The organism is Chryseobacterium wanjuense, assembly GCF_900111495.1.
GTDB classification, from domain to species: Bacteria; Bacteroidota; Bacteroidia; order Flavobacteriales; family Weeksellaceae; genus Chryseobacterium; species Chryseobacterium wanjuense.
In genome coordinates, this window is sequence record NZ_FOIU01000002.1 from 89,779 (window position 1) to 116,387 (window position 26,609).

Here is a 26,609-nt window from a genome sequence, read left to right on the forward strand (position 1 = left end):
ATGATTTCATCAAAACTAATTATCCTCCGATAGTATATATTTCTCTACCAACATATGTCCAATTACCAGTAGAATCATCACTATAATGATCTACATCTGATGCTCCCTGTGCATTAGATGCCGCAGTTCTGGTACTTGAACCTGGTAATTTACCACCTTGAATCGATGTAAGATTTTTTAGTTTTTTGTTCTCCAATGAAGAAAAGTTCTTCTTCAAACCTTTTACTTTTTTCATAAATGAATTTTGTGTTAACAATTATTTTTAGCTTGAATTCAGGATCTATTCCCAATTTCAATGCTAATTAAGAAAAAAAATATCACACAACCAAGATATTTATGTTTATTCAATTAAAAAAAATCATCTTCCGGTGTATAATCCAGTATCATATTTTAACTTTAATGAAATCCTTTCTCAGATTACGAGAAGGGATTTTTCTTTTAGATTAAAAAAATTAATCATAACAGTAAATAATTATTATTATTTTTCTTTAAACCATAACATTGGATACCGAAAGTCAACTTGAGCAAAATGACAATAAAAATTCATAATCAATAAAAATAAATCAATAGATCAGATAAATAATTGAAATATTTTACAATTTCTAATCAAATAATTATTGCGTATTAATTTTGAAAAATATAAATTTATATACTAAATTTCAAAAAGAATGGTTATGAAAAAATTATTATTCGGAATCCTTGTATTGGGATTAGTGTCATCTTGTAACAATGACAATTTGAGCAATCAATCGGAGGACGTATCCAAAACTGAGTCTTCAAATCTTTCTAAAAGAGGCTGTGCCGCAGAAGAAATAAGACAGGAAGCATTAAGAAACAATCCGGAATTAAGACAAAGATTTGCCGCGTTGGAAGCCAACACCGAAAAATTTGCCAATGATCTGAGATTGGGAAAAGTACTTGCTGATGGAACGGTAGAAATCCCTGTGGTCGTAAATGTTCTTTACAACAGTGCTTCTGAAAACGTTTCCGATACCAGAATTGCAGAGCAGATTGCGGTAATGAATTCAGATTTCACAGCAACAAATAGTGATATTAATAAAATTCCTACCGAATTTCAACCGGTAAGTTCCGGTGATACCAAAATAAAATTCAGACTGGTAAACACGGTTAGAAAACAAACTAACGTGAAAAGCTGGAAAACCAACGACGCCATGAAGAAAGCCTCTTCCGGAGGTATTGATGCTACAAATCCTACCAATTATCTTAATATGTGGGTTGTCGGTAAAATGACAAGCCAGGGACAGACCATTCTTGGATACGCCACCTTCCCCGAATCTGCAGGATTATGGAATGACGGTGTGGTGATTGCGGCTCCGTTCTTCGGAAAAACCGGTGCTTCATCTCCTTTCAATCTAGGAAGAACGGCTACTCACGAAGTGGGACATTACCTGAATCTTAGACACATTTGGGGCGATGCCAACTGCGGAAACGATCTGGTAGCCGATACACCTACCCAAACAACCGCCAACTATGGAAAACCGGCTTATCCTCTGTACAATACCTGCAGCGGAGTACAAAGATCTGTAATGTTTATGAACTATATGGATTACGTAGACGATGCAGCCATGTTTATGTTCTCAGGAGGACAAAAAACAAGAATGCAGTCTGTAGTGGCTTCCTCAGGAGCAAGAGCCGGATTGAGAGTATATTAATAATTAATTTTGACCTAAATAATAAAATCCTTTCTCAGAGCATGGGAAAGGATTTTATTTTTAATAATTTGAAATATTTTAATCCTTTTTTAAACCAAAAGATCTGTAAAACCGAAGTTCTACAGATCCTGGACAATAAAAGAAAAAATGATTTTATATGAATGTGTTTTTAAGTAATTTTCCTTCGTTTGAATATCTTTATTCTCCTAAATAGATAAAGGTATTTACTGACAGATAAGGAGATCTGTTGTCTAATTCTTCACCCGAACCACCTGTAGGAACTGATGCTCTTACATTATCCATAGAGTGTCTGTGGTTACCGCTTTCCGTTGATACGATATTGATGGCGTGGTTATGATTACCCGCAGCAGCTGCCGTTCCTGTTATACTGTGATTATGGCTACCTGCAAGTCCTGTACTTGTCGCTGCACCGATTCCGTTCCAGGCACGGGGCTGTCCTAGATGTCCTGTTGACGCATAGTTTCCGTTACCATTATTACCTGTATGTGTATTTCCATAAATAAAAACCTCAGAATTTCCATTATTGGAAACTAGTGATTCATTAGGGCCGTGTCTGTGACCTGCTACATTATTGGTACTTCCGGACAAACTATGATTATGCTGTCCTCCACTTCCTGAGTTTCCCTGGGTTCTATGGGCGTGAACTCCTGCAAGATCCATAGCTCCTGTCAGAGTTCCTATTAAATTAACATCCGGTAAATTCACTCTTTTAATCGTTATAGTGCTTATTCCACCCGTTGCACCCATGGCTTCTGCCGCTGTTTTGGTTTTTAAAACCCTGTCTGTAGCATTCGGAATATTTCCTGTAAATCCTAAAGCTGCCGCTGCAGTACGTGCCTCAACAGGTAAAGTTGAAATGGCTCTTCCGTTCAGCAAATACCAGCCTCCGTGATCGGCCGTTCTTGCAGAGTGTTTAATATCTCCGGTAAAAGCGCGCTCGTCGCCCATTTTCTGCCATATCGAACCATCGAAATAGTAATATCCGGGCGCAGTTATTTTAATGGTTTTCGCAGTTGGTGCGCTTACAGCATTTGTGGCATACACCAATGCACCCGTCTGGGGAGCTGTATATCTTGCATCAGCCGATTTGATCTGATTTCCTGAAAGTCTCGGCGCTATAATCCCTTCTGATGTAGTTCCGTCGTTCTTTTTTGCAACAACATCAAAGGTTGCCGCAGGTGTAGGTGTATTCACCCCTATCTGGCTAAATGCCCATGTCGAAATAACGGATGTCGTAATAATAAAGATTTTTTTCATTGTTTTTGAATTTTTTTAATTAATTTATAAGTAGTTAAAGTATGCATGATCGCTTCCGACTCCGGCGTTTGGAATCAGTGCACATAGAAACATCGCTTACTGTGCGTAAGAGAAAATTTTCTTAATCTGTTGTTGGGAATTTCCCGCTATCTGAAATAAGCGTACAGGTCTTCACATGTACGAAATTTGAGATATAGCAGGATTAGAAAGTGTTTGTTGTTTTCATCGGTATAATTTTTTGTTCATCCTTAATTGTAGTGTGTTTATAGAATCTTTCGTTTGTGTGTTTTTTTTAATCTGTATCTCATCCCGAAATATCCTTCTGAAATATTATTCATTAAATAAACACAATTGATTTTTGTGTCAATACATTGAATACAATAATTCTTATGCAGATATTTTCCTGAGGGTAAAATGCAGTATCGTTCCCGATCGGTAATCCTGTAGATACCGATATTCCTGACTCTTATTGACCAACTACAACAGTATCCAATACTATTTCTTGTAGTAAGTTGTAAGACTGGCTGCTGATAAGCTCTTGGGAATTTCACGAACAGAGTCGTCCGGACGTAATCTTAGTTTGATGGTTAATAATTTTTTTCATAGTATTTTTTTAGACTCCAAAGGTATGGGATTTGGTTTTCAGAACAATAATGAAATCCGTACTATTCGCACTACATTTTGTACTAAAAATACTACAGCGTCAAATAAAATTTACAATTCCCTGATAGTAATGATTTGTTTAAGCTTTATTTTTAACTGCAAAAGATTAATACATTAGTTATTTTAAGTAATTATAAAACTGCAAACAAGAACACAGAAGTTTTTAAAAATCTTAGATTTTTATTGTTTTGCAGACTTTTGTTTTCAAAATAGCTAAGCTGTAAACAGTTCAATAATAGCTTTTATATCTTTTATGGTTAAACAAAAAAGCCTTCAAAATTGAAGGCCTTTAATTTTTATAATGCTTTTGTATTGTCTTGCGGTGTGTAATCCATGAAAATTCCGCCATCCAGTGTTACGGATTTTACTTTCTTTTTAATAGGAATAGTAAGCATGGTCTGCTTCTGGTCTTTCTCCCATAATGACGGAGAAAAGTGAAGTTTTTCGACGGCCCCGTCTTCATACGTTAAAATGGCATCAAAAGGAATCACAAAACCTCCTACATTGTCAATATTTACCGTCAGAAGATCGTTCATCTGGGAAATGCTGGAGATCTTTACATCAATATAATTATTTGTATAAAACCAATTATTAAAGAACCAGTTCAGGTTTTTTCCAGAACCAGTATTCATAGAATTGAAATAATCCCACGGAATCGGATGTTTCCCGTTCCAGTTGTTCATATAATGATGTAAAGCTTTTTTAAACAAATCATCCCCCAGAAAATCTTTCAAAGCCAAATATGACAAAGAAGCCTTTACATAAGAATTATTTCCATATCCGGCTCCGCTTACCTGCGTACTCATCGTAATGACCGGTTGATCCTGTTCGGCTGACGGGTCATTGATCCATCTTTTAACCCTGAAATTCTGGTAAAATTCTTTGGCTGCCGCTTCACCGTTTTCGTCAATTCCGATTAAATATTCCAGTGTTGTAGCCCAGCCTTCATCCATGAAAGCATAGCGCGTTTCGTTGATTCCCATGTAGAAAGGGAAATAAGTATGTGCAATCTCATGATCTGCCGTCAGTCTCGCATCCTGAAAATTATCCGGAATGCTGGAATCATTGATCATCATTGGATATTCCATATCAGCATATCCCTGAATCGCTGTCATTGCATTGTAAGGATACTCCACGCCTGGCCATTTTTTGGAGAACCAGTCGAGGTTGTAACGCATCCAGTCTACATAATGTTCAAAATCTTTGGCGCCGACTTTATAACCCGCCTGAACACTGGCTCTTTTTGTCTTCAGCTGAACACTGGCCGCATCCCAGACGTAATGATTGCTTAAAGCAAAACAGAAATCTGTAATATGGCTGGCTTTAAATTTCCAGACATTCCATTTATTGGGCTTCGTTACTTTTCCGGCTTTCATTTCATGCTCGTTGGCAATGTGAATCACCTTATCGCTTTTTAATGAAGCTTTATATCTTTTTAAAAATTCAGACTGAAGCACTGCTTCCGGATTTAGAAATTCTCCCGTCGACCAAACCACATAGTTTTTCGGTGCCGTGATCGCAAAATTATAATCATTAAAATCATTATAAAACTCCTGTCTGTCGGAGTGCGGAAGCATATCCCAGCCGTTGTAATCGTCATACACGGAAACTCTCGGGAACGAATACGCTACATAAAAAGTTTCAGGATCGATCTGGCCTTCCCTCCCACTTTGTACGGATAACGGATATTCCCATTCTATTTTAATTTCCGCCTTTGATTTTGATTTTAAAGCTGAATTTAATTTTACCTTTTCAACCGTTCCCCAATCATCACTATTCACGGTATATTTTTCACCATTTACGATAAATGATTTAATATGTAAACCTGATGATAAAAAATCATTGGAAACAACTCCTGATCTTGGAGCTTGTGGTTTATGCAGATTATTTACGAACCTTATGGCGAGCTCGTTCAGATCATTTGGGCTGTTGTTGCTGTAGACAATTGTTTCTTTTCCTGAAACTGTTTTCGAACTGGCATCCACTTTTACCTCAACATTATAAATCCCTTTATTCTGCCAATAATTTTTTCCCGGAGCGCCCGACAAATCGCGGGTTCCGTTTTCGTATGCTTTTTTTATATTTCTCGGCATATACAGTTCCTGCGCGGAAAACTGCCATGATCCCAAAAGCAATAAACCCAAAACCAATCTTTTCATTAAAATCTTTTTATAATAAGTATTTAATTTAACAAAAAAGTAACAAAAAACGGCAATAAAATTATAGCCCTTTTGTATATTTTTCACCCAAAAATCATTCAAAATAGCCACAAAATTTGTCATCCTGAAAGGATCTAAACAAAATTTTATACATATTTATTGAATGATTCGTGCCTGGATCCTTTCAGGATGACAAATTTTGTGGATAATTAAAACTGCAAATCCACCAAAACAGGAAAATGATCCGACGGGTACAGTAAATTTTCCCTTCTGTCATTGATATGTCTGTGAGATTTTATCTTAAACCCTTTCACGAAAATATAATCAATCCTGTTTTTGGGAACTTCATTGACGTTGAATGCCGTAAAAGTTCCTTTCGGACCATAAGGTTTTGTTTCCGAATGATAGAAAGTATCCTGAAGGTTTTGTGAAATAATTTTAATCGGTTCCGAATCTTCCGTCAAATTAAAATCACCACTTAAAACCACCGGTAAATTTTTAGGATTGATTTCTTTGATTTTCTTTAAAATTAATTCAGAAGACTTCACTCTGGCCACATTCCCGACATGGTCGAAGTGAAGATTCAGCGCCATGAATTCTTTTTTTGATTTTTTATCCTTGAAAACTGCGTATGTACAAATTCTGTTCAGCGCGGCATCCCAGCCTTTTGATGGTTTTTCAGGAGTTTCAGAAAGCCAGAACGTCCCTGATTTCGTCACCTGAAGCCTGTCTGTATCATAAAAAATTGCAGAAAATTCGCCTTTTTCTTTTCCATCATCTCTTCCTACTCCTACATAATCGTAATTCTTTAAACCATTTTTAATGTCCTTCATCTGCTCAGGAAGTGCTTCCTGAACACCGAAATAATCGGGATGATAGTACGTTAATAAATCCGCTACATCCTGTTTTCTGTTTGTCCATGAGTTTTCTTTGTCTGAGTCTACATTCAGTCTGATGTTGAAACTCATCACTTTAAGATCCTGAGAGAATCCCAACACAAAAGCCATCAGGAATACGATTGAAAATCTAAAATTCATAATCATATATTTTAATTAACAAAGCAACAAAAGTAAAACTTCTCATGAAGACAGCCTTCACAATTGAGAATTTTAATATTAAATTCGATTTAAAAACAAAAACTCCGGGAAATTTTCCGGAGCTTGATTTATGTGTAAAATTTGAACCATTAAGATTTTGTTTAAGAAGTTAAGGATATTTAAGTTTTTTAATGCTTTAAGCTTTTAAAAATCTTTGATTTTTTCCATTAATGAAACTTAACTTCTTAAATAGATCTTAATGGTTAAAAAAACTATTCTTTAGTAAATTTAAATTCCCTTCCACCCTGATTAAAGGTAATCGTTTTCTTATCCTGACTGAAAGTCATTGAAATCTGTGCCTGCTCAAAAGTAAAGGTATTATTTCCCGTATACTCTAATGGAAATTCACCCTGACCTGTTGCCTGACCATACAACTGATTATTTTTTTCAGAGAAAGTAATTTTTAATGGAATATCTTTGCTTCCGTACGTTCCCGTGAAGTCTTTAACATTAATCTTCTCTGCAGTTTTTGCATCTCCAGAAGTCCAGGTATTATTTTGACTGTTCACATCAGGAATTTCAGATTTTGGATCCAGTTTTACCTGATCAATTTCTTTAGTTGAATTGGTTTTAAAAGTCCATTCTTTATTTCTTTTCCAGATTTCAATCGGTAATTTTATAATCTGCTCTGTTCCATCTTTAAATTTAACCTGAACCGTTGTAGGCATTGGCAATTGCCCGATATTTTCAACTGTGATCTGAGCTCCGTTTTTGAAATCTCCGTTTACATATTTTACGTTTTTCACAGACTGATCGATTTTCCATTTATTGATAAACCAGCCTCTCCAGAACCAGTTCAGCTCTTCACCCGAAACATTTTCCATCGTGTGGAAAAAATCCCAAGGCGTCGGATGTTTGAACGCCCAACGTTGAATATATGTTCTGAATGCTTTATCAAATTTTTCAGGACCGAGAATCGATTCTCTTAAGATTTGAAGCCCCATTCCCGGTTTGAAATATGCCAAAACCCCGATGCTATTTTCCTTCATATTGTCCGGTCCCACCATTATTGGCTCAAAACCATCATTTAAAATGTAACCTCCCATCTGAGCAATATTTTTCTTTTCAAAATATTCTCCCTTATTGAAAGCCTCCGTTGAAAGTTCGTTGATAAATGTATTAAAACCTTCATCCATCCATGCAAAAAGTCTTTCGTTAGAACCAACAATCATTGGAAACCAGTTGTGTCCGAATTCGTGATCGGTAACGCCCCAAAGTTCGCCTCCTTTAGAATCCATGTGACAGAAAACGATGCCCGGATATTCCATTCCGCCTTCGTTTCCGGCGACGTTGGTTGCTGCAGGATAGGTGTATTCATACCATTTTGCAGAATAATGTTCGATCGCAGCTTTCGTATATTCCGTAGATCTTCCCCATGCGCTTTCTCCTGCACTTTCTGCCGGATACGCTGAAATTGCCAGTGATTTTTTACCGCTTGGAAGATTGATTTTTGCAGCATCCAAAATAAAAGCCGGAGACGAAGCCCAGGCAAAATCTCTTGCCTGACTGATCTTAAATTTCCATGTCTTCGTTCCCGTTTGCTGATTTTTTCCCAATTCAGATTCAGTGCGGATCATTACTGTTTTATCGCTGTTTTTTGCCTGCTCCCATCTGCTGTTTTCTTCTTTAGAATACACTTCTTTAGCATTCAACAATTCTCCTGAAGCGACAACATAATGATTCGCAGGAACGGTAATATTTGCGGTGATGTCTCCATATTCCAAGTAAAATTCAGACGCTCCTACATATGGCAATGTATTCCATCCCATTACATCATCATAAACGCACATTCTCGGATACCATTGTGCCATCGTGAAGATTTTTCCGTTTTTCGTATCCTGAATTCCCATTCTGTCGGAGCCGTATTTTGGTGAAAGAAAAGAATATTCAATTTTAATTTTTGCCACTCCTCCCTGAGCTTTCAATTCAGTCGGAAGATCGATCTGCATTCTGGTATCGGTGATGGTATATTTTACATCTCTACCGTCCAGTTTTACGGATTTTATTTTGTAACCGCCGTCGAATTCCTCGCCATGAGCTCCGTTTCGGCTTCCCGACATTGGAACTACTGCATTTCCTCTGGAATCTTTTGCAAATAAATTCTGATCCAGCTGCAGCCATAAAAATCCTAATTTATCGGTACTGTTGTTGGTATAGGTGATTTCGGCCGTTCCTGAGATTTCATTTTTAGCTTCATTCAGACTTACATTCAGGTTATAATCAGCGGAATTCTGCCAGTAAGCATATCCCGGCTGTCCGCTTGCAGATCTTGTCGGCGTACCTGTCTGTGTATAAAAGAATGGCTTAAAAGCTTCTACATAATCATATTTTGGAGCTTCCTGAGCTATTGCTGACTGTGAAAAAAGCATCACTGCAACAGCGGAAACAAGGGTTGGAAATTTGATTCTCATAAATCATTAATTTTAATTAACAAGATAACAAAAATAAGACTTCTCCCGAACAGAAAAGCCTTATGCGTCAATTATATTGTTAAATCATCTCTATCTTCTTCTACTGAAAGAAAATAATCCTTAAAATCCTTTTGAGAAACCGGCTTTTCACTTTCTAATTTTACTACCCCAATTGTTTTGTAGTGAGCCGCCGGTTTTATGTTTTTCTTTTTAAGTTCTTCATTAAGATCTTTAATATTAATATCTTTTTTCAGAACTGCTAAATATGTTTTCATCTTTTATGCCTGTATTAATCCGCTTCCGATGTCTCTGTATTTCAGTCCTTCGATCGGCTTTGCCTTGGTTTCAATGAATTCCCAGATCTCTTTTGCCGATTTTTCCGGAAACTGCTCCATGTACAATGCTACAAGCCCAGAAACGTGTGGTGTCGCCATACTTGTTCCGCTCATGGCGTAATAATTACTGCTTTTATTTTTCGAATTTTTAGGGTATGAACTGATAATATCCACTCCCGGAGCGCAAATATTCACACAGCCTCCCGTTGTAGGATTCAGTCCTGCATTGGAAAATTTTGCGATTTTCATCTGTCCGTCGATGGCTCCGACTGACATGATCGAAACAGCATTTGCCGGCGATGAAACAGGTTTCGGAACAGAAGGTCTGCTGCTGTCGTTTCCTGCCGCTGCGATGATGACACAATTATTTTCCAAAGCTCTTACGCCGACGGTTTCAAAAAGTGGCGAAGGGATTTCGTTCAATTTTACGGCAGAAGCCAGCGAAAGTGATAAAATCCTGAATTTCTTTGTAATTGCCCAGTCTATCGCATCAATCACGCTGCTGGTTGTACCTTTTCCTGCATCTGAAAGTACTTTTGCGATTTTTAAATTGGCATCTTTTGCGATTCCGTAGCGTTTTCCGTTGTCGAGTCTGATATTTCCCGTTGCAACTCCTGCACAATGTGTTCCGTGTCCGTTGGGATCGCGGTTCCAGTCTTCTCCGGCGATGAAAGATTTCCCTTCGATTTCTCTTCCCGAAAAATCAGGGTGAGACAGTTCCAGACCGGTATCCAAAATACAGATATCGACACCTTTTCCCGTGTACAGGGAATTTCCAAGACCAAGGGCTTTCAGCCCCCACTCCATTTCTACCAAAGGTTTTTGTGGCAGCGGTTTATTTATAATATATTTTTCCAGCTCGGTGATTTTGTCGGCAATTTCTGCAGACTGTTTTTTCAGTTCATTAATAATTGATAATTCATCAGCCGAAAAAAATTCTCTTTCTTTTTCAAAATAAACGATCGGATTCGATTCGTTTTTCACAGCACTTTTCAGTTGTGCCTCATCCATATTTTCGACAACAAGGATTCCCAAATTTTTATATAAAACCCCGTTATCATTATCGATCACATCATATGAACGATTTTCTGACGATAAAAATTCTGATGAGGTAATGGTCACTTCCAGCTCATTTTCCACTTTTTTGAGGGAATTTTTCTGTTGATCTTCAAGAACAACAATATACCTTTCTTTTTCCATGGTTTTTGTTTTTTAAAGTAATTTTAAATCTATTGTACACTTTTAATTTTAACGCAAAGGGCACAAATTTTTTTTTAACAGCTAACTGCTTTTAAGGTTCGCAAAGGCGTTTCACTCAGCAAAGTCCACTAGGATTTCTTTAATTATTATAATTTTAGAAGCACTTTTTCAAGCAATAAGAAAATATCTTCCGAAATCATGCTTAATCTTAGTTTTTTATTAATTCCGGAAATTTGTGTATTCTGATTCACGAGTGATGTCCAGAATACTTCAATTTTTGGAATTGTGTTCAGATCTTTCACTTTACCGTCATCCAGAATTCCGTTTTGATATAAAGAAACGATCAGCCCGGAAAGCAGCTCTTCGGCTTCATCCAGCTTCTTTTGCTCTTTTGCATACATTTCCATTAAAAATCCGTGGATACTTTCCATCCCGTTGAATGAAAATCCCCAAAGAAGTTCGCGTTTTCCTGACGCAATTTTCTCCATCTGTACAGGATTAAAACCTCTTTTTACCGTAGAAATCATGTTCATGACTTTCAACACTTCAGATTCATAGGTTGTGTTTCCTTTGGTTTTTAAATATTCTAAAAAATCGTAAAGAAACGCTTCAAACTGTCCATCAAAATCGAAAGACTTCGACAGATAAAGCTCCTGAACCTTATTAAAATGCTCTAGCAATTCCTGAATTTTCTGTATCGTATGATGAACGAGTTCCTGCATTACTCAAAAATTATTTGTTCGATTTCTTTTCCGTCTTTATCTGTGTAAGACATGATTCTGATGCCTTCCTCTTCCATTTCCACGTGAAGATTGATGAATAATTTGTCTTTATCTTCGGCAGAATTGGTATTTGGGTCTATGTAGATATTGTTCAGTTTAGAATTAATCAAACTGTATCTGTTTAAAACATCTGTATAAATTTGTCTTAAAACCGTAGATTCTTCTTCCGTAGAAGTTCCTTCAATGGGTTTTTCAATCGGTTTCTGTGGCGTTGCAGCAATAGCTCTCGTCGGAGATGTTTTGATGTCCGGAGTTTGAGTCGTTGTTTCTGTTTTCGATAATCTGCTTGTTTCCAATCCGCCGCCTCTTACGGAATTTAACAACGTTTTAAAATCTTCCGTCTGAATGTTTCTCGTCGAAATCGGCTGAATATTCAACTGTCTTTCTTTATTCACAACAAGAATCCTTTCGTTGACGTCCTGGATTAATTTTAATTCGTTTAACGGGAAATTTCTATCCGCATCAGCATCAATATCGGTGATTTTGATGGGGATATCCATTTTCACGCTTGGAAGCGAATATCTTGGAACTTTAAAATACTTTAAATACTCGTGCTGAGCATACTCTTTTGCAATCATTACTGCATTTTCGTCTGCTTTTTTACGAGCCTGAATTATCTCATTGTTGAGATAATCCAGGTAATCTGATAATTTGATCATGTCTCGTAAAAGTTTTTATTGAGCAAGCAATCCAAGAACTTTTTCCAATCCTGCAGGCATTTCGTCGTTTGTAGCCTTTACTTTCACTCCAAGAGAATATTCTTTTTCCACTTTGATTCCTGTGCTTGAAGTTCTCTTGTAAGAAACGTCAACATTGAATTTCACTGGTCCGAAACCTCCTGAAACTCCGGCTTTGATCCCGAATTCGTCGCTTACGTCTTTTGTATATGTTGAATTTAATTTTACGTTAAAATCAACTTCACAAGTTTCGATTCTAAAGCTTGGAACGTTCAATAATGCAATGAAAGGAACTGAAATTTCAACCTCCTGTTCGATTGTCGGTTCTTCGTTTGGTGTATCTGTTTCGTTTTTGTATTCAGGATTCGGTACGTGTTTTTTGTACTTGAATTCTGCCATACGAAGTTTGTCATCGTCTCCGTCTTTTTCGAAACCAACTTCCTTGATGAAGTTTACCGTACTGATCGAAGCGTTTGACTGAGCCGTAACACAAGCATTAAGCGGCCCTCCGATGATTTTTGCGAAATCGATACTTCCCAATTCCGCTGCGAAGTCTGCACTTTCTGCTCCAGATGTTTTGAAAACCTGATCATCAGCAGCCATTCTCCCAGCGATCATTTTCAATACTTCCGTAGAAACGTTGGCGAAAGTTTTTTCCCACTTTTCATCATAATTTTTCTTGAAATCATCGATGATGCTTAATAATTCTTTGTTTGAAAGAGCAGCCAGTTCAGAAGTTTCGATTCCTGAAACTTTTTCGTATACTGCAGGTGTTAATGATTTTTCCAGCCCAGTTAAAAGGTCAATTAATTCATTTTTTGTTTTCTTGGCGTGGTTTGCGTCCAACACCGACTTTAATGTTTCCATGTTTTTTGGTTTGTTTTGGTTATTAAAAAATTTCTACTGCAAATTTATGTCGCGTTACAGTGAAGTATTTCAGTAAATTTCCTAAACTTAAACCGTAAAATCCCCCAAATAAAAAAAGTAGATTCCCCATCAAGAATCTACTTTTTGTTTTATTTAAAGTCATTATGCTTTTTAAACCACAAAAGTCTCAAAAGATTTTAACACATTAGTTATTTTAAGTTGATGAGCTTTATACAAAAAAGATCACATAAGTTTTTTGAAAATCTTTGATTTTCTACTTAATGAATCTTAACTTCTTAAAATAATTCTTAATGGTTACAATAAAATAATTTGATTAATTCGATTTTTTAGCTTTAATCATTGCTTCCAAAGCATCCCACATCTCCTGCGGAATATCTTCCAACATATTAAATTCTCCTGCGCCTTGTAACCATTCACCACCATCGATCGTCACCACTTCACCATTCATATAAGCTGAATAGTCGGAAACCAGATACGCTGCAAGGTTGGCCAACTCCTGATGCTCACCTACTCTTCTCAACGGAACTTTTTTTCTCATATCGAATTTTTCCTGCAGATCTCCCGGAAGTAATCTGTCCCAGGCTCCTTTCGTTGGGAAAGGTCCCGGAGCAATCGCATTGAAGCGGATTCCATATTTTGCCCACTCTACCGCTAGAGATCTTGTCATCGCCAAGACTCCGGCTTTTGCACAAGCGGATGGAACGACGTATGCAGAGCCTGTCCATGCGTAAGTTGTGACAATATTTAAAACCGTTCCCGGACTTTTTGAATCGATCCAGTGTTTTCCGATGGAAAGGGTGCAGTTTTTTGTTCCTTTCAATACAATATCTAAAATAGAATCGAATGCAGAATGTGTCAATCTTTCTGTAGGAGAGATGAAATTTCCTGCTGCGTTATTTAACAGAATATCAATTTTTCCGAATTCTTTTAATGTTGCTTCTTTCATTGCTTCCACCTCATCCCAATTTCTCACGTCGCAAGCCACACAAAGAACTTTTCCGCCAGTTTGTTCTTCCAGTTCTTTTGCTGTTGTCTGTAATTTCTCCAGATTTCTGGAAGTGATTACCACTTTTGCGCCCAATTGAAGGAAATATTTGGTCATGGCTTTTCCAAGTCCGCTTCCGCCGCCAGTAACGATGGCTACTTTATCTTTCAGTGCATCTTCACGCAACATAGGTTGTGTATATAGATTCATATTTTTAATTTTTCTTAAAAATAACAAATATTGAGATGCGGTGCTTGAAAATGGTTTAAGAAATGATGCTGTAAATAGTTGTTTTGTTTTTACCGCAAAAGATTCAAAAGATTTTATTGTGGAAAAGAATTCAAAAGTTTACAAAAAGTGATCTTGTTTTCTGAAATTATAGCGAAAGATTCGTGGTTAGATTCTTACAGAATAACAAACTTTGTGGATGTTTTCAAATATTGAAAATAATGGCTGCGATCCTAGCCTCGATTGCAGCATTTGTCTGAGCTCATTTTTTGGAGGTTTCGGGCTGCGGCCTCGTCGAAGACGAGGCCGCAGCCCGAAACCTCCAAAAAATAGCGAGTGCGGAAAGCGAGATAAAGCTCCAAATAAAAAACAAAAACAGCCTGACAAATAAATGATCAGGCTGTTTTATATTGAACAAGATTAAATTTAATTAAGAAGCCACAACTGTTCCTTTAAACGAAAGTGTTTTTGGAGTTTTGCTGTCGCTTGTTGTAACATTCACTGTTTTCATAAATGGACCTGCTGTTGCAGCGTTATAACTTGCTTCTACAAATCCTTTTTTCCCCGGAAGGATAGGAGTTTTTGTGTAATCAGCTGTTGTGCAACCGCATGATGGTGCTACATTTTCGATAACGATCGGTTTTTTCGATGTGTTGGTAAATTCAAATCTGATTACTTTTGGTTTTCCCTGAGGAATATTTCCAACATCGATAGATTCTGATTTCCATGTAACATCTGCAAGAATTCTTACAACTGGTGAGTTGTCAGTTGGAAGTACATTTGCATAAAACGGAGAAAATGCTAAAACGGCTAAAAGCGCTGTAATTTTTAAATTTTTCATGATATAAATTTTATTTAAGGTTAAAAAGGTACTTGTTGTTATTTTTGATATAGCAAATGTAAAGGTGAATCGTAATCCGATGTGTTAACCGCTCTCAAACATTTGTTAACAAGTTGTTAATGATAAAAGATAAATAGATATTTTTGGATAATATTGCTTTTATAAAATGGAAATAAAAAAACTCAATATTATCATCACTCTCGGGTTTGTGGCTATTATCGGTATTTTGATAGCCCAGCTTCTATGGACACGACAGGCATATAATCTTGAGGATAAAAAATTTAATCAGACCGTAAATATCGCCTTACTCGAAGTGGCCGAAAAAATGTCGGGCGGAAAAACTTCTTTTACAGAAAGCCCGGTACAGAATATTTCCAATGATTATTACGTGGTCAATATTAATAATGAATTTCATCCTGCCATACTGGAGCATTATCTGAAAACAGAATTTACACGTTTTCAAATCAACACCGATTATGTTTATGCATTATACAATTGCCATACGGATCAGATGATCTATGGAAAATATATTTCGAAACACCAGGAAAGCCCTGATAAAGCCATTAAATTCCCTAAACATAAAAATCTGGTCTACTATTTTTCCATACGTTTTCCGGATAAAACGACTTATTTAATAAGTTCATTAAGATTCTGGTATGTGCTTACATTTGCCCTTATTATTATTCTTTTGGTGTATGTTTATTCTATTTATACGATTATTCAGCAAAAAAAATTCTCGGAGCTGCAAAGGGATTTTATTAATAATATGACACATGAATTCAAAACTCCGCTTTCATCCATCCTTCTAGCTTCAGAAGCACTTACCAAGCAGGAAACCGTAAAGGAAAATCCTAAACTGCAGACCTACACCTCCATCATCACCGACCAAAGCCATAAGCTTAACAGTCATATTGAAAAAATATTGAATATTGCTAAAAATGACGCTTCAGGATTATCATTAAAACCTCAAAGAATTGTTTTATTGCCATTTATTCAGGAAATTGTTGACACGATAAAGCAAAAGAATGAAAATCTTTCAGCACAAATTGACATTGACGATACTATTTCAATCCTTGCAGATGAATTTCACTTTGCCAATATCATCTACAACATTTTGGATAATTCCATTAAATATTGTGAGACAAAACCCAGCATCGTTATATCTGCATTAAAAGATTCAAAAGGGTTACATTTAAAATTTAAAGATAACGGAATGGGAATTCCGGCTAAAAATATTCCTCATATTTTTGATAAATTTTATCGGGTAAATACTAAAAAAAGTGATGAAGTGAACGGTTTCGGATTAGGATTATTTTATGTAAAAAAGATCGTTCAGCAGCACAACTGGAAAATTTCCGTTGAAAATAACAGCGATAAAGGAATTACCATCACCCTGTTTTTACCCTCTTAAAATATTGTGAAGTCATGGAAAAATCTAAAATTCTATACGCAGAAGACGACAAAACGATAGCTTTTTTGGTTCAGGACAGTCTGGAAAGCTATTATGATATTTCCTTCTATCCCGATGGAAAATCTGCCCTCGAAGCCTTCAATACCGAAAGCTTCGACATTTGTCTTTTAGATATCATGATGCCTGAAATGAACGGGTTTGAACTGGCGCAATGCATTCGTGAAAAAAATTCTGAAATTCCGATTATTTTTATTTCTGCAAAAGCGTTGAAAGAAGATAGAATTAAAGGTTTGAAAATAGGTGCCGATGATTATTTGGTAAAACCTTTCAGTATCGAAGAACTGATTTTAAAGATTGAAGTTTTCTTGAAACGTTCGAAAAAAACCAATAATAATCCTACAAAATACAAAGTCGGGAAATACGATTTTGACCCAAAAAATTACACTTTAAAAGATTCGGAAAACACAATCACCCTTACTCAAAGAGAATCTGAATTGTTATTGTATTTTATCCTTAATAAAAACACAGTTCTCAAAAGACAGGACATTTTGAAAGCTATTTGGGGCGATGATGATTATTTTATGGGCCGAAGCCTGGATGTATTTATTTCAAGATTACGAAAAGTATTGGCTGATGAAAAAGATGTATTCATTGAAAATCTGCACGGAATTGGGTTTCGATTTTCTGAAAAATGATAAAATTTTCTTGTTGGGAAATTGCAAAGACGCATTTTTTTAATCTTATGATGCTTTTAAGACGCAAAGCACTTCGACAAGCTCAGTGTGACAATGACTCCGGCAAATTATACGACACTAAATTTTATCGCGGAAAATCCTTGCGTCATAAAACGGTATTAAAATCAATAGCCTTTGCGTCTTTGCGATTTTCCAACAGACATTAAACTTTCAACTATCATTTTAAACAAATAAAAAGGATAAACAATTATTCTTTGATTTTATCTAAATTTACTCTCCGAAAAAATATTCATACATGAAAAGGTCAGGAACTCCTATTTTTCTCTTTCTTTTATTTTTTAGTTTAAATCTTAAAGCTCAAAAATTCGAAAAATTAATCCAATATGTCAATCCGTTAATCGGGACAGAAAAAATGGGCCACACCTATCCCGGAGCTACAGCGCCTTTTGGAGCGGTACAACTCAGCCCGGAAACCGATACGATTTCTTATGAAATGAACGGAAAATATAACGGTGAGGTTTATAAATATTGCGCAGGGTACCGCTATGAAGATAGAACGATCGTAGGTTTCAGTTCGACCCATTTCAGCGGGACAGGGCATTCAGATTTGGGGGATTTTTTGGTGATGCCGACTGTCGGGAAATTACAATTGAATCCCGGAACGGCAACCAATCCTGAAAGTGGCTACAGAAGCAGATTTTCACATCAAAACGAAAAAGCAGAAGCCGGATATTATAAGGTAAAACTGGATGATTCAAATATTTTAGCGGAATTGACGGCAACCACGAGAGTCGGAGTTCATCGCTATACTTTCCCAAAGTCTGATCAGGCGCATATTATTTTGGATTTGATGGCTGGAATTTACAACTATGACGGTAAAAACGTCTGGACTTACGTTCGCGTAGAAAACGGGAATACCATTACAGGATATCGACAGACCAACGGATGGGCAAGAACGAGAACCGTTTATTTTGCCATGAAATTTTCAAAATCATTTAAATCTTACGGTCAGAAAAACTATGATGGAAAGCAGGTTTATAATGGATTTTGGAGAAAATTTGACCAGACAAAAAACTTCCCGGAAATCGCAGGAAAAAACCTGAAAATGTATTTTGATTTTGACACCAATGAAAATGAAGCGATTGAAGTAAAATTGGCAATTTCGCCTGTAAGCCAAGCCAATGCACTGGAAAATTTAGAAAAAGAGGCTGGAAATTTATCTTTTGACCAAGTTAAAATGCAAACGCAGGAAAATTGGAATAAAGAATTAAATAAAATCGTTGTAAAGGGTTCTGAAATAGAGAAAACAAACTTTTATACCGCTATGTATCATACTTTTATCAATCCGACAACGTATACGGATGTTAATGGAGAATATAAAGGTTTAGATCAAAATATTCATAAAGCGGAAGATTTTACGAATTATACGACATTTTCAATTTGGGATACGTATCGTGCGCTTCATCCTTTCTTTAATATCATTCAGCCAAAAAGAAACGGTGATATGGTGAAATCGATGATGGCTCACTACAATCAGTTTTCTATGAAAATGCTCCCAATCTGGTCACATTATGCCAACGACAATTGGTGTATGAGCGGCTATCACAGTGTAAGTGTAGTTGCCGATGCGATCATTAAAGGAAATTATCAGGGCGATGCAAAAGAAGCATTGAAAGCATGTGTAGAAACTGCCAACAAAAGGGATTACGAAGGCATTGGACAATATATAGATTTAGGATATATTCCCGCAGAGAAAAACGGGACTTCGGTTTCGAATACGTTAGAATATGCTTACGATGACTGGGCGATTGCTCAACTGGCGAAACATTTGGGTGAAACGGAAATTTATAATCAGTTCATCAAACGTTCTGAAAACTGGAAAAATAATTTTGATAAAAATATCGGATTTATGCGTCCTCGTTTGGCAGACGGAAGTTTTAAGAAAGATTTTAATGCGTTGAGTACTCACGGACAAGGCTTCATCGAAGGAAATTCATGGAATTACAGTTTCTTCGTTCCACAAAACCCGGATGAATTAATCAAATTGATGGGTGGAAAGAAAAAATTCGCTTCAAAACTGGACGAATTGTTCACGATGCATTTACCTGATGAGTTTTTTGCTGATACGGAAGATATTACCAGAGAAGGAATTATTGGAGGCTACGTTCACGGAAACGAACCGGCGCACCATGTTGCTTACCTTTACAATTGGGCGGGACAACCTTGGAAAACTCAGGCACAGATCAGAAGAATTTTGGAAATGCAATACAAAGCGACCCCCGATGGATTGGGCGGAAACGATGATGCAGGACAGATGAGTGCGTGGTATATTTTGAGTTCGCTTGGTTTTTATCCTGTTGCTCCGGGTTCGGAAGATTATGCAATTGGAAGTCCGGCAATTGATCATGCTGTTTTGAATTTAGAAAACGGAAAAACATTTGAAATTGAAGCGATCAATCAAAGCCCGAAGAATGTGTATGTTGAAAAAATTATTCTCAATGGAAAAGAAATTAAAAACTTTACGTTGAAACATTCTGATATTACGAATGGCGGGAAATTGAGCTTTTATATGAGTGCGAAGTCTAAAAAATGATTTGTTTAAACACAAACTACACTAATTTTCACAATTAGTTATCCATAAATTTGTCATTCTGAAAGAATCTAAAGTTGGCTTTACTTTGTTGAGATTTTTTGGGAATGACATTTTTTATTTCTCGCTGATTGTGCAGATTGTGCAGATCTTTTTTATTGATAATTAATGTTGAAAACCACAATCCGTAATTTGCATACGACAACCATGGTTTTGCATACATCCGGTTTCTAATTTCTGCTGAATTTTGTATCAATAAAATTTAACAATATGAAATTGAATCAGGTAAAATTAGGAAGTCAGGGTTTAATCATCCCGAATATCGGTTTGGGATGTATGGGAATGACTGGTTTTGGCGATATGGATACTTATGGGAAAGCTGACGAAAAAGAAGCTATCGCAACCATTCATCGCTCTTTGGAATTGGGTGGAAATTTTCTAGACACCGCAGATTTGTACGGGCCTTTCAAAAATGAACAATTGATTGCAAAAGCTATTGAAGGAAATCGTGATCAATATATCATTGCCACAAAATTTGGTTGGGAAATTGACGATAATGAACAAATCACTTGGAAAATTAACGGAACTAAAGATTATGTAAAAAAATCGATTGAACGTTCCTTAAAAAATCTGAGAACAGATTATATTGATCTGTATTATATGCATCGTCTGGATAAAAATGTTCCTGTTGAAGAGACCGTCGGAGCGATGAGTGACTTGGTGAAAGAAGGAAAAATCGGTTATATCGGTTTGTCGGAAGTGTCTTCTGAAACGGTAAAAAGAGCGCATGCCGTTCATCCGATTTCTGCAGTACAAAGTGAATATTCTCTTTTTGAGAGAACAGTTGAAGAAAAAGGTGTTATCAAAACACTAAATGAATTAGGAATTGGCTTTGTTGCATACTCTCCATTGGGAAGAGGATTTTTATCGGGACAGATCCGCACGATTGATGATTTGCCGGAAAATGATTTCCGAAGAGGGATTCCTCGTTTTCAGGAGCAACATTTTTATAAAAATATTGAGTTGGTAGACGCCATTGAAAATATGGCTAAAGAAAAAAATATCACTTCTTCTCAATTGGCTCTAGCTTGGATCATCAGTAAAGGGATCGTACCGATTCCGGGGACTAAACGCAGAAAATATGTTGAGCAAAATATTGAAGCAAGTAAAATTGTCTTAAGTGAAGCCGAGCTTCAAAAACTGGAAAGCATTGTACCGCTGGGAACAGATACCGGTGCAACGTATGATGAATTTGGAATGGGACTTTTGGATTATTAATTTGTAACTTTAATTGTTTAAAAATTAATTCAAACCTAACGGGTTTTTGAAACCTGTTAGGTTTTATGAAGGAATACGATTACGCCCCGGCTTGAACGGAGCTCTTTTTGCGAAGCAAAAAAGCAGAGTCCTTCGACAATCTCAGGATAAATTCAGACGGAAAAAGGCGCCATAAAATAAAAAATTAAAAAAAATCATGAACACGATACAATCTATTTCTGCATTTCACAAACTGCTTTCTCTTCCAGAGCCGAAACATCCGATGGTAAGTGTAATCAACCTTTATGAAAGTGTTTTCATTGAAGATGATGTCTGGAAAGGTTTTGTGAGCAGGTATTATTGTGTCGCTCTGAAACGGAATGCGAAAGGAAAAATAAAATACGGACAGCAGCATTATGATTACGACAAAGGTGTTTTGAGCTTTACGGCACCTAATCAGGTTCAGTACTTGGATTTGCAGACGATGGATTGTGAGAATACCGGCTATCTTTTAATTTTTCATGAAGATTTTTTACTTAAACATTCTTTAGCAAAGACGATTTCTTCTTACGGATTTTTCTCCTATTCCGTGAATGAAGCGCTGCATTTATCTGAGGATGAAGAGAATGACCTGCTTGAAATTTTGCATAAAATAGATAAAGAATGCCAACATATCGACCATCATACGCAGGAAATTATTTTGTCGCAGATTGAATTATTGTTGAATTATTCTAAACGTTTCTACGAGAGACAGTTCATTACCCGAAAAAGTGGAAGCCATCAGCTTTTAACGAAATTTGAATCTTTTTTGAATGATTATTTTAATACAGAATCATCTGAAAAAGGGCTTTTAACAGTTCATCAAATTGCAGAAGCGATGAATCTTTCTCCGAATTATTTAAGTGATCTTTTGAGAATTCATACCGGGCAAAATACGCAACAGCATATTCATGAAAAGCTTATTAGTAAGGCAAAAGAGAAGCTTTCGACGACGGAACTTTCGGTGAGTGAGATTGCTTATGAATTGGGATTTGAGCATTCACAGTCTTTCAGTACGCTGTTTAAGAAGAAAACGAATATGTCGCCTTTGGAATTCAGGCAGTCTTTTAATTGATTTTCTTCTTTAATTATCTCCCACAGATTTCTCAGGTTTTCACAGATGATTATGTTTAAAAATCTCTGCTTGATCTGCGAGAGAAAATTATGTTTTGGCTAAAGCCAATTTGACATTTCAAATTAAAAAAGCGGGCTAAAGCCCGCTCCTATTGATATTTTTATTTCTGAACTTCAAAAAGCAAACGCTCTCCGAATTTCTGTTCATTAATTTTACCGTTATCATAAACCAGATTTCCGTTGACAAATGTGTGGGTCACTTTAGAATGGAAATTCATGCCTTCCAACGGGCTCCAACCGCATTTGTAAAGGATGTTTTCTTTGGCAACCGTCCAGTTTTCATTTAAATCAACTAAAACTAAATCTGCCTTGTAACCTTCTCTTACAAAACCTCTTTTTTCAACCCTGAAAAGAATCGCAGGATTGTGAGCCATTTTTTCAACGATTTTTTCTAAAGAGATTTTTCCGTTTTTGTAATTTTCAAGCATCACCACCAGCGAATGCTGAACCAAAGGCGCTCCGGAAGGACATTTTGTATATACATTCTGCTTTTCATCCCAGGTGTGAGGTGCGTGATCCGTTGCAATCACATCGATTCTGTCGTCCAACAACGCTTCCCAAAGTCCGTCTTTATCTTTTTGCGTTTTTACAGCGGGATTCCACTTGATTAATCCTCCTTTTGTTTCGTAATCCTCATTCGTGAAAGTCAGGTGATGAACACAAACTTCTGCCGTGATCTTTTTATCCTTTAAAGGAATATCATTTCTGAAAAGTGCCGTTTCCTTTGCCGTTGACAAATGGAAAACATGAAGCCTTGCACCAGTTTTTTCCGCTAATTCAATCGCCTTTGAAGAAGATTTATAACAGGCCTCCTCACTTCTGATCAGGTGGTGGAATTTCACAGGAATATCTTCACCATATTCATCGATATATTTTTGAGTATTGGCTTTAATTGTTGCTTCATCTTCGCAATGAACGGCTATCAGCATTTTTGTATTGCTGAAAATATTTTCCAGCGTTTCAGGATTGTCGACCAACATATTTCCTGTGGAAGAACCTAGAAATAATTTAATTCCGGGAACATTTCTTGGATTGGTCTTTAAAACTTCTTCCAGATTATCATTGGTTCCGCCCATCATAAAACCGTAATTGGCGTAGGCTTTTTGAGAAGCAATTTCGTATTTATCAGCTAATAATTCCTGCGTTACCGCATTCGGAACGGTGTTTGGCTGGTCGATAAAACTTGTTGTTCCGCCGGCAATGGCAGCTCTTGATTCTGTTTCAATATCGCCTTTATGCGTTAAGCCCGGTTCACGGAAATGTACCTGATCATCAATCACGCCCGGCAAAAGATATTTTCCGGCACCGTCGATAATCTGGTCGGCTTCTTCAGAAATATTTGAATCTATTTTAGAAATTAAATCATTTTCAATTAAAATATCGCCTTCAACGATCTTTCCTTCGTTGACGATTTTTACATTTTTGATTAAGGTCTTCATTTTTACTTTAGATTTTGATACCAGTTTCGTGTTCCGAGATTCCGGTTAATTTTCATTTAGGGCAAAATTAAGGTTTATGAATGAATTTTAATGTCACGAATAAAAAATCAATTTCTAAATATTTACATTTGCAGAAAAATATCACATTTTGAAGAAACTTCTCAACGAGACTATTATATATGGAATTGGGGCGATTATGCCGAGAATCATCGTCGTATTGCTTAATTATTTGTTTATTAAAAATATCAATGTAGGTGATTTTGCAATTTTCACCAATCTTTATGCACTGATTTCGTTTGTCAATATTGTTCTTTCTTTCGGCTTCGAAACGGCTTATTTCAGATTTTCTTCAGATAAGGATAATGAACAAAAAGTTTTTAATACATCTTTTTGGTTTTTGACAGGATTATCAACTGTTTTTTTAATTTTAGTTTTATTATTTAACCAACCGATAGCTGATACTTTCGGATATTCACAAACCCCTGAATTCATCAGATGGTTTGCATGGATTGCATTTTTTGATAATATTCTTGTTATTCCTTTAGCTTGGTTCAGATTTCACAACAGACCTATAAAATATACGGCGATACGAGTAACACAAGCTGTTTTTCAAAGTGTTTTTGTATTTGCATTATTTCTTTTTATTCCACAGGAGTTTTCTCTGAAACTGGGATTGAAAGAAAAAGTATCATATCCTTTTTATAGCAATTTGGCTGCAAGTTTTTTAGGTGTTTTGTTGGTTTTACCCATTATTTTAAAAGTAAAGCTGCAATTTTCGAAAGATCTTTTTCTTCAGATGATCAAATATTCCTGGCCGATTATGATTGCAGGTTTGGCATTTATGGTCAATGAAAATTTTGATAAATTCATTCAAAAATTCATTATTAATGACGGTGATGCCGGAGCTTACGGGGGTTGTTATAAAATGGCAGTTTTAATGACGCTCTTCGTGACCGCGTATCGAATGGGAATCGAGCCGTTTTTCTTTAAACAGATGCAAAATGAAAACGCAAAAAACACCTATGCAAAAGTAACGGAATATTTTTCGTTTTTTGCTTCGATCGTTGCGTTGGGGATTATTGCGAATGTTTCATGGCTAAAGCTTCTTTTGGTACCGAACAGTTCTTACTGGGTTGCCATTAATATTATTCCGATTATCGTGATTGCCAATTTATTTTTTGGTATTTATTACAATCTGTCGACATGGTATAAAGTGACCGACAGAACGAGAATAGGAACTTATATTTCCTGGACCGGCGCTATCATTACAATTATTTTAAATTTCGCATTGTTAAAAACATACGGTTTCATGGTTTCTGCATGGGTGACTTTGGCGGCCTATTTTTCGATGATGGTTCTTTCTTATTGGTTGGGTCAAAAATACTATCCGATCCCTTACAGGATGAAGAAAATTTCGTTTTTCATCGTACTTTTAGCAGTTTTCAGCTATGCAATTGTTGAGTTTTTTGATTATAATCTATGGGTCGGAAACTTACTTTTCTTAGTCTACGCAGGGATTTTAATTTATTCCGAAAAAAACATGCTTCTGTCAAGAATTAAAAAGAATTAAAATTGGTCTTAATTTTGCTAATCATCAATTCTATTTTTTAATGTAAACAAATATTTAAAGATGATAAATATTACTATTATGAATGGTTTTAATTATTATCTTTAACTTTATTTTTTAAAACTTACTAAAACATACTTATATAATTTATGAAAATTATTGTTCCTATGGCTGGGCGTGGTTCCAGATTACGTCCACATACACTTACAGTTCCAAAACCTCTTATTCCTATCGCAGGAAAACCGATCGTACAGAGATTGGTAGAAGATATTGCTAAAGTTGCAGGGGAAAAAATCGAAGAAGTAGCTTTTATCATCGGGGATTTTGGTCCGGAGATTGAAAAATCTCTTATTCAGATCGCTGAAAAACTAGGAGCAAAAGGCAGCATTTATTATCAGAACGATCCGTTGGGAACGGCTCACGCGATCAAATGTGCAGAGCAATCGATGAGCGGAGATGTAGTGATCGCTTTTGCAGACACACTTTTCCGTGCAGATTTTGTGTTAGATAAAAACTCAGACGGGGTAATCTGGGTAAAAAGCGTGGAAGATCCTTCCGCTTTCGGAGTTGTAAAATTGGATAACTACGGTTTTATTACAGATTTTGTTGAAAAACCTCAGACTTTCGTTTCAGATCTTGCCATTATCGGGATTTATTATTTCAACAGTGCCGAAAAATTGATGGACGAGATCAATTATATCATGGATAATGATATTAAAAACGGCGGCGAATATCAATTAACTACCGCATTGGAAAACCTTAGAGCAAAAGGAGCAAAATTCACACTCGGAAAAGTAAACGACTGGATGGACTGCGGAAACAAAAACGCAACCGTAGAAACCAACAGCAAAATCCTTGAGTATGAAAGAGAAGCAATGCTGAATTTCCCGGCTTCTGCAGTTATCGAAAACTCTTTGATCATTCAGCCTTGTTTTATCGGGGAAAATGTGAAAATCTCCAACTCAAAAGTAGGCCCTGGAGTTTCTTTGGGAAACAATACGATTATTGTAAATTCAAACATCGAAAACTCTCTTATTCAGGAAAATACAAGAATCAATCATGGAAATCTTTCCAACTCAATGATCGGAAATTCTGCCCAGTATTTCGGCGTTGCAAGGGAAATTTCTTTGGGAGATTATTCAGTTTTGGATTTTTTGTCTAAATAATTTAGATTAGAAAATATTTAACTTAAATAAAGCATATCCAGGCCACACAAAATGTTTTGTGTGGTTTGGCGTTAATATTGCAACGTATTTTTTT

At 36.3% G+C, this 26,609-nt stretch carries 22 protein-coding genes; 8 read left to right on the plus strand and 14 right to left on the minus strand.

Translation table 11 applies throughout. The features are described from left to right. Nucleotides 1-19 precede the first annotated feature (19 nt). Nucleotides 20-235 carry a grasp-with-spasm system A modified peptide gene (locus BMX24_RS12105; protein WP_089793065.1) on the minus strand — a complete coding sequence of 72 codons (216 nt, stop codon included), beginning with the start codon at nt 233-235 and terminating at the stop codon, nt 20-22. 439 nt (nt 236-674) lie between these two features. On the opposite strand from BMX24_RS12105, the gene BMX24_RS12110 reads away from it, so the two are divergent. Continuing rightward, nucleotides 675-1,673 carry a zinc metalloprotease gene (locus BMX24_RS12110; RefSeq protein ID WP_089794655.1) on the plus strand — a complete coding sequence of 333 codons (999 nt, stop codon included), beginning with the start codon at nt 675-677 and terminating at the stop codon, nt 1,671-1,673. A 198-nt stretch (nt 1,674-1,871) separates the two neighbouring features. Here BMX24_RS12110 and BMX24_RS12115 read toward each other — a convergent pair whose 3' ends face one another. From BMX24_RS12115 to BMX24_RS12165, 11 genes are all read right to left on the minus strand, one after another. Beyond that, nucleotides 1,872-2,951 carry a hypothetical protein gene (locus tag BMX24_RS12115; protein ID WP_089793067.1) on the minus strand — a complete coding sequence of 360 codons (1,080 nt, stop codon included), beginning with the start codon at nt 2,949-2,951 and terminating at the stop codon, nt 1,872-1,874. 959 nt (nt 2,952-3,910) lie between these two features. After that, a complete protein-coding gene (locus BMX24_RS12120) occupies nt 3,911-5,773 on the minus strand; it encodes a M1 family metallopeptidase (RefSeq protein WP_089794657.1) in 1,863 nt (620 codons plus the stop codon). 209 nt (nt 5,774-5,982) lie between these two features. Then, nucleotides 5,983-6,810, minus strand: a complete 828-nt coding sequence (locus tag BMX24_RS12125; protein WP_089794659.1) for an endonuclease/exonuclease/phosphatase family protein — start codon at nt 6,808-6,810, stop codon at nt 5,983-5,985. A gap of 272 nt (nt 6,811-7,082) precedes the next feature. After that, complete coding sequence (locus BMX24_RS12130) at nt 7,083-9,281, minus strand: M1 family metallopeptidase (protein WP_089793070.1); 2,199 nt, start codon at nt 9,279-9,281, stop codon at nt 7,083-7,085. 71 nt (nt 9,282-9,352) lie between these two features. Continuing rightward, nucleotides 9,353-9,556 carry a hypothetical protein gene (locus tag BMX24_RS12135; protein WP_089793072.1) on the minus strand — a complete coding sequence of 68 codons (204 nt, stop codon included), beginning with the start codon at nt 9,554-9,556 and terminating at the stop codon, nt 9,353-9,355. A gap of 3 nt (nt 9,557-9,559) precedes the next feature. Continuing rightward, a complete protein-coding gene (locus BMX24_RS12140; RefSeq protein WP_089793074.1) occupies nt 9,560-10,816 on the minus strand; it encodes a S8 family peptidase in 1,257 nt (418 codons plus the stop codon). Between the two features lie 146 nt (nt 10,817-10,962). Beyond that, nucleotides 10,963-11,538, minus strand: a complete 576-nt coding sequence (locus tag BMX24_RS12145) for a hypothetical protein (RefSeq protein WP_089793076.1) — start codon at nt 11,536-11,538, stop codon at nt 10,963-10,965. Continuing rightward, complete coding sequence (locus BMX24_RS12150; protein WP_089793078.1) at nt 11,538-12,257, minus strand: hypothetical protein; 720 nt, start codon at nt 12,255-12,257, stop codon at nt 11,538-11,540. Before BMX24_RS12150 ends, BMX24_RS12145 begins: the two co-directional genes overlap by 1 nt. Before the next feature lie 15 nt (nt 12,258-12,272). Next, on the minus strand, nt 12,273-13,142 hold the full coding sequence (locus tag BMX24_RS12155; protein WP_228404834.1) for a DUF2589 domain-containing protein: 870 nt from the start codon (nt 13,140-13,142) through the stop codon (nt 12,273-12,275). A 334-nt stretch (nt 13,143-13,476) separates the two neighbouring features. Further along, nucleotides 13,477-14,358, minus strand: coding sequence for an SDR family oxidoreductase (locus tag BMX24_RS12160; RefSeq protein ID WP_089793080.1), 882 nt, complete (start codon nt 14,356-14,358; stop codon nt 13,477-13,479). 448 nt (nt 14,359-14,806) lie between these two features. After that, entirely contained in the window at nt 14,807-15,217 is a 411-nt protein-coding gene (locus BMX24_RS12165; RefSeq protein WP_089793083.1) for a DUF1573 domain-containing protein, read from the minus strand. 166 nt (nt 15,218-15,383) lie between these two features. On the opposite strand from BMX24_RS12165, the gene BMX24_RS12170 reads away from it, so the two are divergent. The 3 genes from BMX24_RS12170 (at nt 15,384) to BMX24_RS12180 (ending at nt 19,916) form a co-directional block, all read left to right on the plus strand. Continuing rightward, nucleotides 15,384-16,628 carry a sensor histidine kinase gene (locus tag BMX24_RS12170; protein WP_089793085.1) on the plus strand — a complete coding sequence of 415 codons (1,245 nt, stop codon included), beginning with the start codon at nt 15,384-15,386 and terminating at the stop codon, nt 16,626-16,628. Nucleotides 16,629-16,642: 14 nt separating this feature from the next. Beyond that, the gene (locus tag BMX24_RS12175) at nt 16,643-17,323 is read left to right on the plus strand and encodes a response regulator transcription factor (protein WP_089793087.1); all 681 of its coding nucleotides are present in this window, start codon (nt 16,643-16,645) and stop codon (nt 17,321-17,323) included. Between the two features lie 295 nt (nt 17,324-17,618). After that, complete coding sequence (locus BMX24_RS12180) at nt 17,619-19,916, plus strand: GH92 family glycosyl hydrolase (RefSeq protein WP_089793089.1); 2,298 nt, start codon at nt 17,619-17,621, stop codon at nt 19,914-19,916. 34 nt (nt 19,917-19,950) lie between these two features. On the opposite strand, the gene BMX24_RS21205 is transcribed toward BMX24_RS12180, so the two are convergent. Next, entirely contained in the window at nt 19,951-20,169 is a 219-nt protein-coding gene (locus tag BMX24_RS21205; RefSeq protein WP_170835706.1) for a hypothetical protein, read from the minus strand. Nucleotides 20,170-20,183: 14 nt separating this feature from the next. Here BMX24_RS21205 and BMX24_RS12190 point away from each other — a divergent pair, with 14 nt between their 5' ends. Together BMX24_RS12190 and BMX24_RS12195 are read left to right on the plus strand one after the other, a co-directional pair. Beyond that, nucleotides 20,184-21,191: an aldo/keto reductase gene (locus BMX24_RS12190; protein WP_089793094.1), complete on the plus strand. Its 1,008-nt coding sequence runs from the start codon at nt 20,184-20,186 to the stop codon at nt 21,189-21,191. 196 nt (nt 21,192-21,387) lie between these two features. Next, nucleotides 21,388-22,284, plus strand: coding sequence for a helix-turn-helix domain-containing protein (locus BMX24_RS12195; protein ID WP_089793096.1), 897 nt, complete (start codon nt 21,388-21,390; stop codon nt 22,282-22,284). Between the two features lie 160 nt (nt 22,285-22,444). Here the strand turns inward: BMX24_RS12195 and BMX24_RS12200 are convergent, their stop codons facing one another. After that, nucleotides 22,445-23,782: a dihydroorotase gene (locus BMX24_RS12200; protein WP_089793098.1), complete on the minus strand. Its 1,338-nt coding sequence runs from the start codon at nt 23,780-23,782 to the stop codon at nt 22,445-22,447. A gap of 148 nt (nt 23,783-23,930) precedes the next feature. On the opposite strand from BMX24_RS12200, the gene BMX24_RS12205 reads away from it, so the two are divergent. Both BMX24_RS12205 and BMX24_RS12210 read left to right on the plus strand, forming a co-directional pair. Next, on the plus strand, nt 23,931-25,352 hold the full coding sequence (locus BMX24_RS12205) for a lipopolysaccharide biosynthesis protein (protein ID WP_089793100.1): 1,422 nt from the start codon (nt 23,931-23,933) through the stop codon (nt 25,350-25,352). Between the two features lie 146 nt (nt 25,353-25,498). After that, nucleotides 25,499-26,515 (plus strand): sugar phosphate nucleotidyltransferase, encoded by a 1,017-nt coding sequence (locus BMX24_RS12210; protein ID WP_089793102.1) that lies wholly within the window; start codon nt 25,499-25,501, stop codon nt 26,513-26,515. Nucleotides 26,516-26,609 lie beyond the last annotated feature (94 nt).

Bases quoted from the DNA above. Each gene is read 5' to 3' on its own strand.
- BMX24_RS12105 (WP_089793065.1), bottom strand. From the start codon at position 235: ATGAAAAAAGTAAAAGGTTTGAAGAAGAACTTTTCTTCATTGGAGAAC.
- BMX24_RS12110 (WP_089794655.1), top strand. From the start codon at position 675: ATGAAAAAATTATTATTCGGAATCCTTGTATTGGGATTAGTGTCATCT.
- BMX24_RS12115 (WP_089793067.1), bottom strand. From the start codon at position 2,951: ATGAAAAAAATCTTTATTATTACGACATCCGTTATTTCGACATGGGCA.
- BMX24_RS12120 (WP_089794657.1), bottom strand. From the start codon at position 5,773: ATGAAAAGATTGGTTTTGGGTTTATTGCTTTTGGGATCATGGCAGTTT.
- BMX24_RS12125 (WP_089794659.1), bottom strand. From the start codon at position 6,810: ATGAATTTTAGATTTTCAATCGTATTCCTGATGGCTTTTGTGTTGGGA.
- BMX24_RS12130 (WP_089793070.1), bottom strand. From the start codon at position 9,281: ATGAGAATCAAATTTCCAACCCTTGTTTCCGCTGTTGCAGTGATGCTT.
- BMX24_RS12135 (WP_089793072.1), bottom strand. From the start codon at position 9,556: ATGAAAACATATTTAGCAGTTCTGAAAAAAGATATTAATATTAAAGAT.
- BMX24_RS12140 (WP_089793074.1), bottom strand. From the start codon at position 10,816: ATGGAAAAAGAAAGGTATATTGTTGTTCTTGAAGATCAACAGAAAAAT.
- BMX24_RS12145 (WP_089793076.1), bottom strand. From the start codon at position 11,538: ATGCAGGAACTCGTTCATCATACGATACAGAAAATTCAGGAATTGCTA.
- BMX24_RS12150 (WP_089793078.1), bottom strand. From the start codon at position 12,257: ATGATCAAATTATCAGATTACCTGGATTATCTCAACAATGAGATAATT.
- BMX24_RS12155 (WP_228404834.1), bottom strand. From the start codon at position 13,142: ATGGAAACATTAAAGTCGGTGTTGGACGCAAACCACGCCAAGAAAACA.
- BMX24_RS12160 (WP_089793080.1), bottom strand. From the start codon at position 14,358: ATGAATCTATATACACAACCTATGTTGCGTGAAGATGCACTGAAAGAT.
- BMX24_RS12165 (WP_089793083.1), bottom strand. From the start codon at position 15,217: ATGAAAAATTTAAAAATTACAGCGCTTTTAGCCGTTTTAGCATTTTCT.
- BMX24_RS12170 (WP_089793085.1), top strand. From the start codon at position 15,384: ATGGAAATAAAAAAACTCAATATTATCATCACTCTCGGGTTTGTGGCT.
- BMX24_RS12175 (WP_089793087.1), top strand. From the start codon at position 16,643: ATGGAAAAATCTAAAATTCTATACGCAGAAGACGACAAAACGATAGCT.
- BMX24_RS12180 (WP_089793089.1), top strand. From the start codon at position 17,619: ATGAAAAGGTCAGGAACTCCTATTTTTCTCTTTCTTTTATTTTTTAGT.
- BMX24_RS12190 (WP_089793094.1), top strand. From the start codon at position 20,184: ATGAAATTGAATCAGGTAAAATTAGGAAGTCAGGGTTTAATCATCCCG.
- BMX24_RS12195 (WP_089793096.1), top strand. From the start codon at position 21,388: ATGAACACGATACAATCTATTTCTGCATTTCACAAACTGCTTTCTCTT.
- BMX24_RS12200 (WP_089793098.1), bottom strand. From the start codon at position 23,782: ATGAAGACCTTAATCAAAAATGTAAAAATCGTCAACGAAGGAAAGATC.
- BMX24_RS12210 (WP_089793102.1), top strand. From the start codon at position 25,499: ATGAAAATTATTGTTCCTATGGCTGGGCGTGGTTCCAGATTACGTCCA.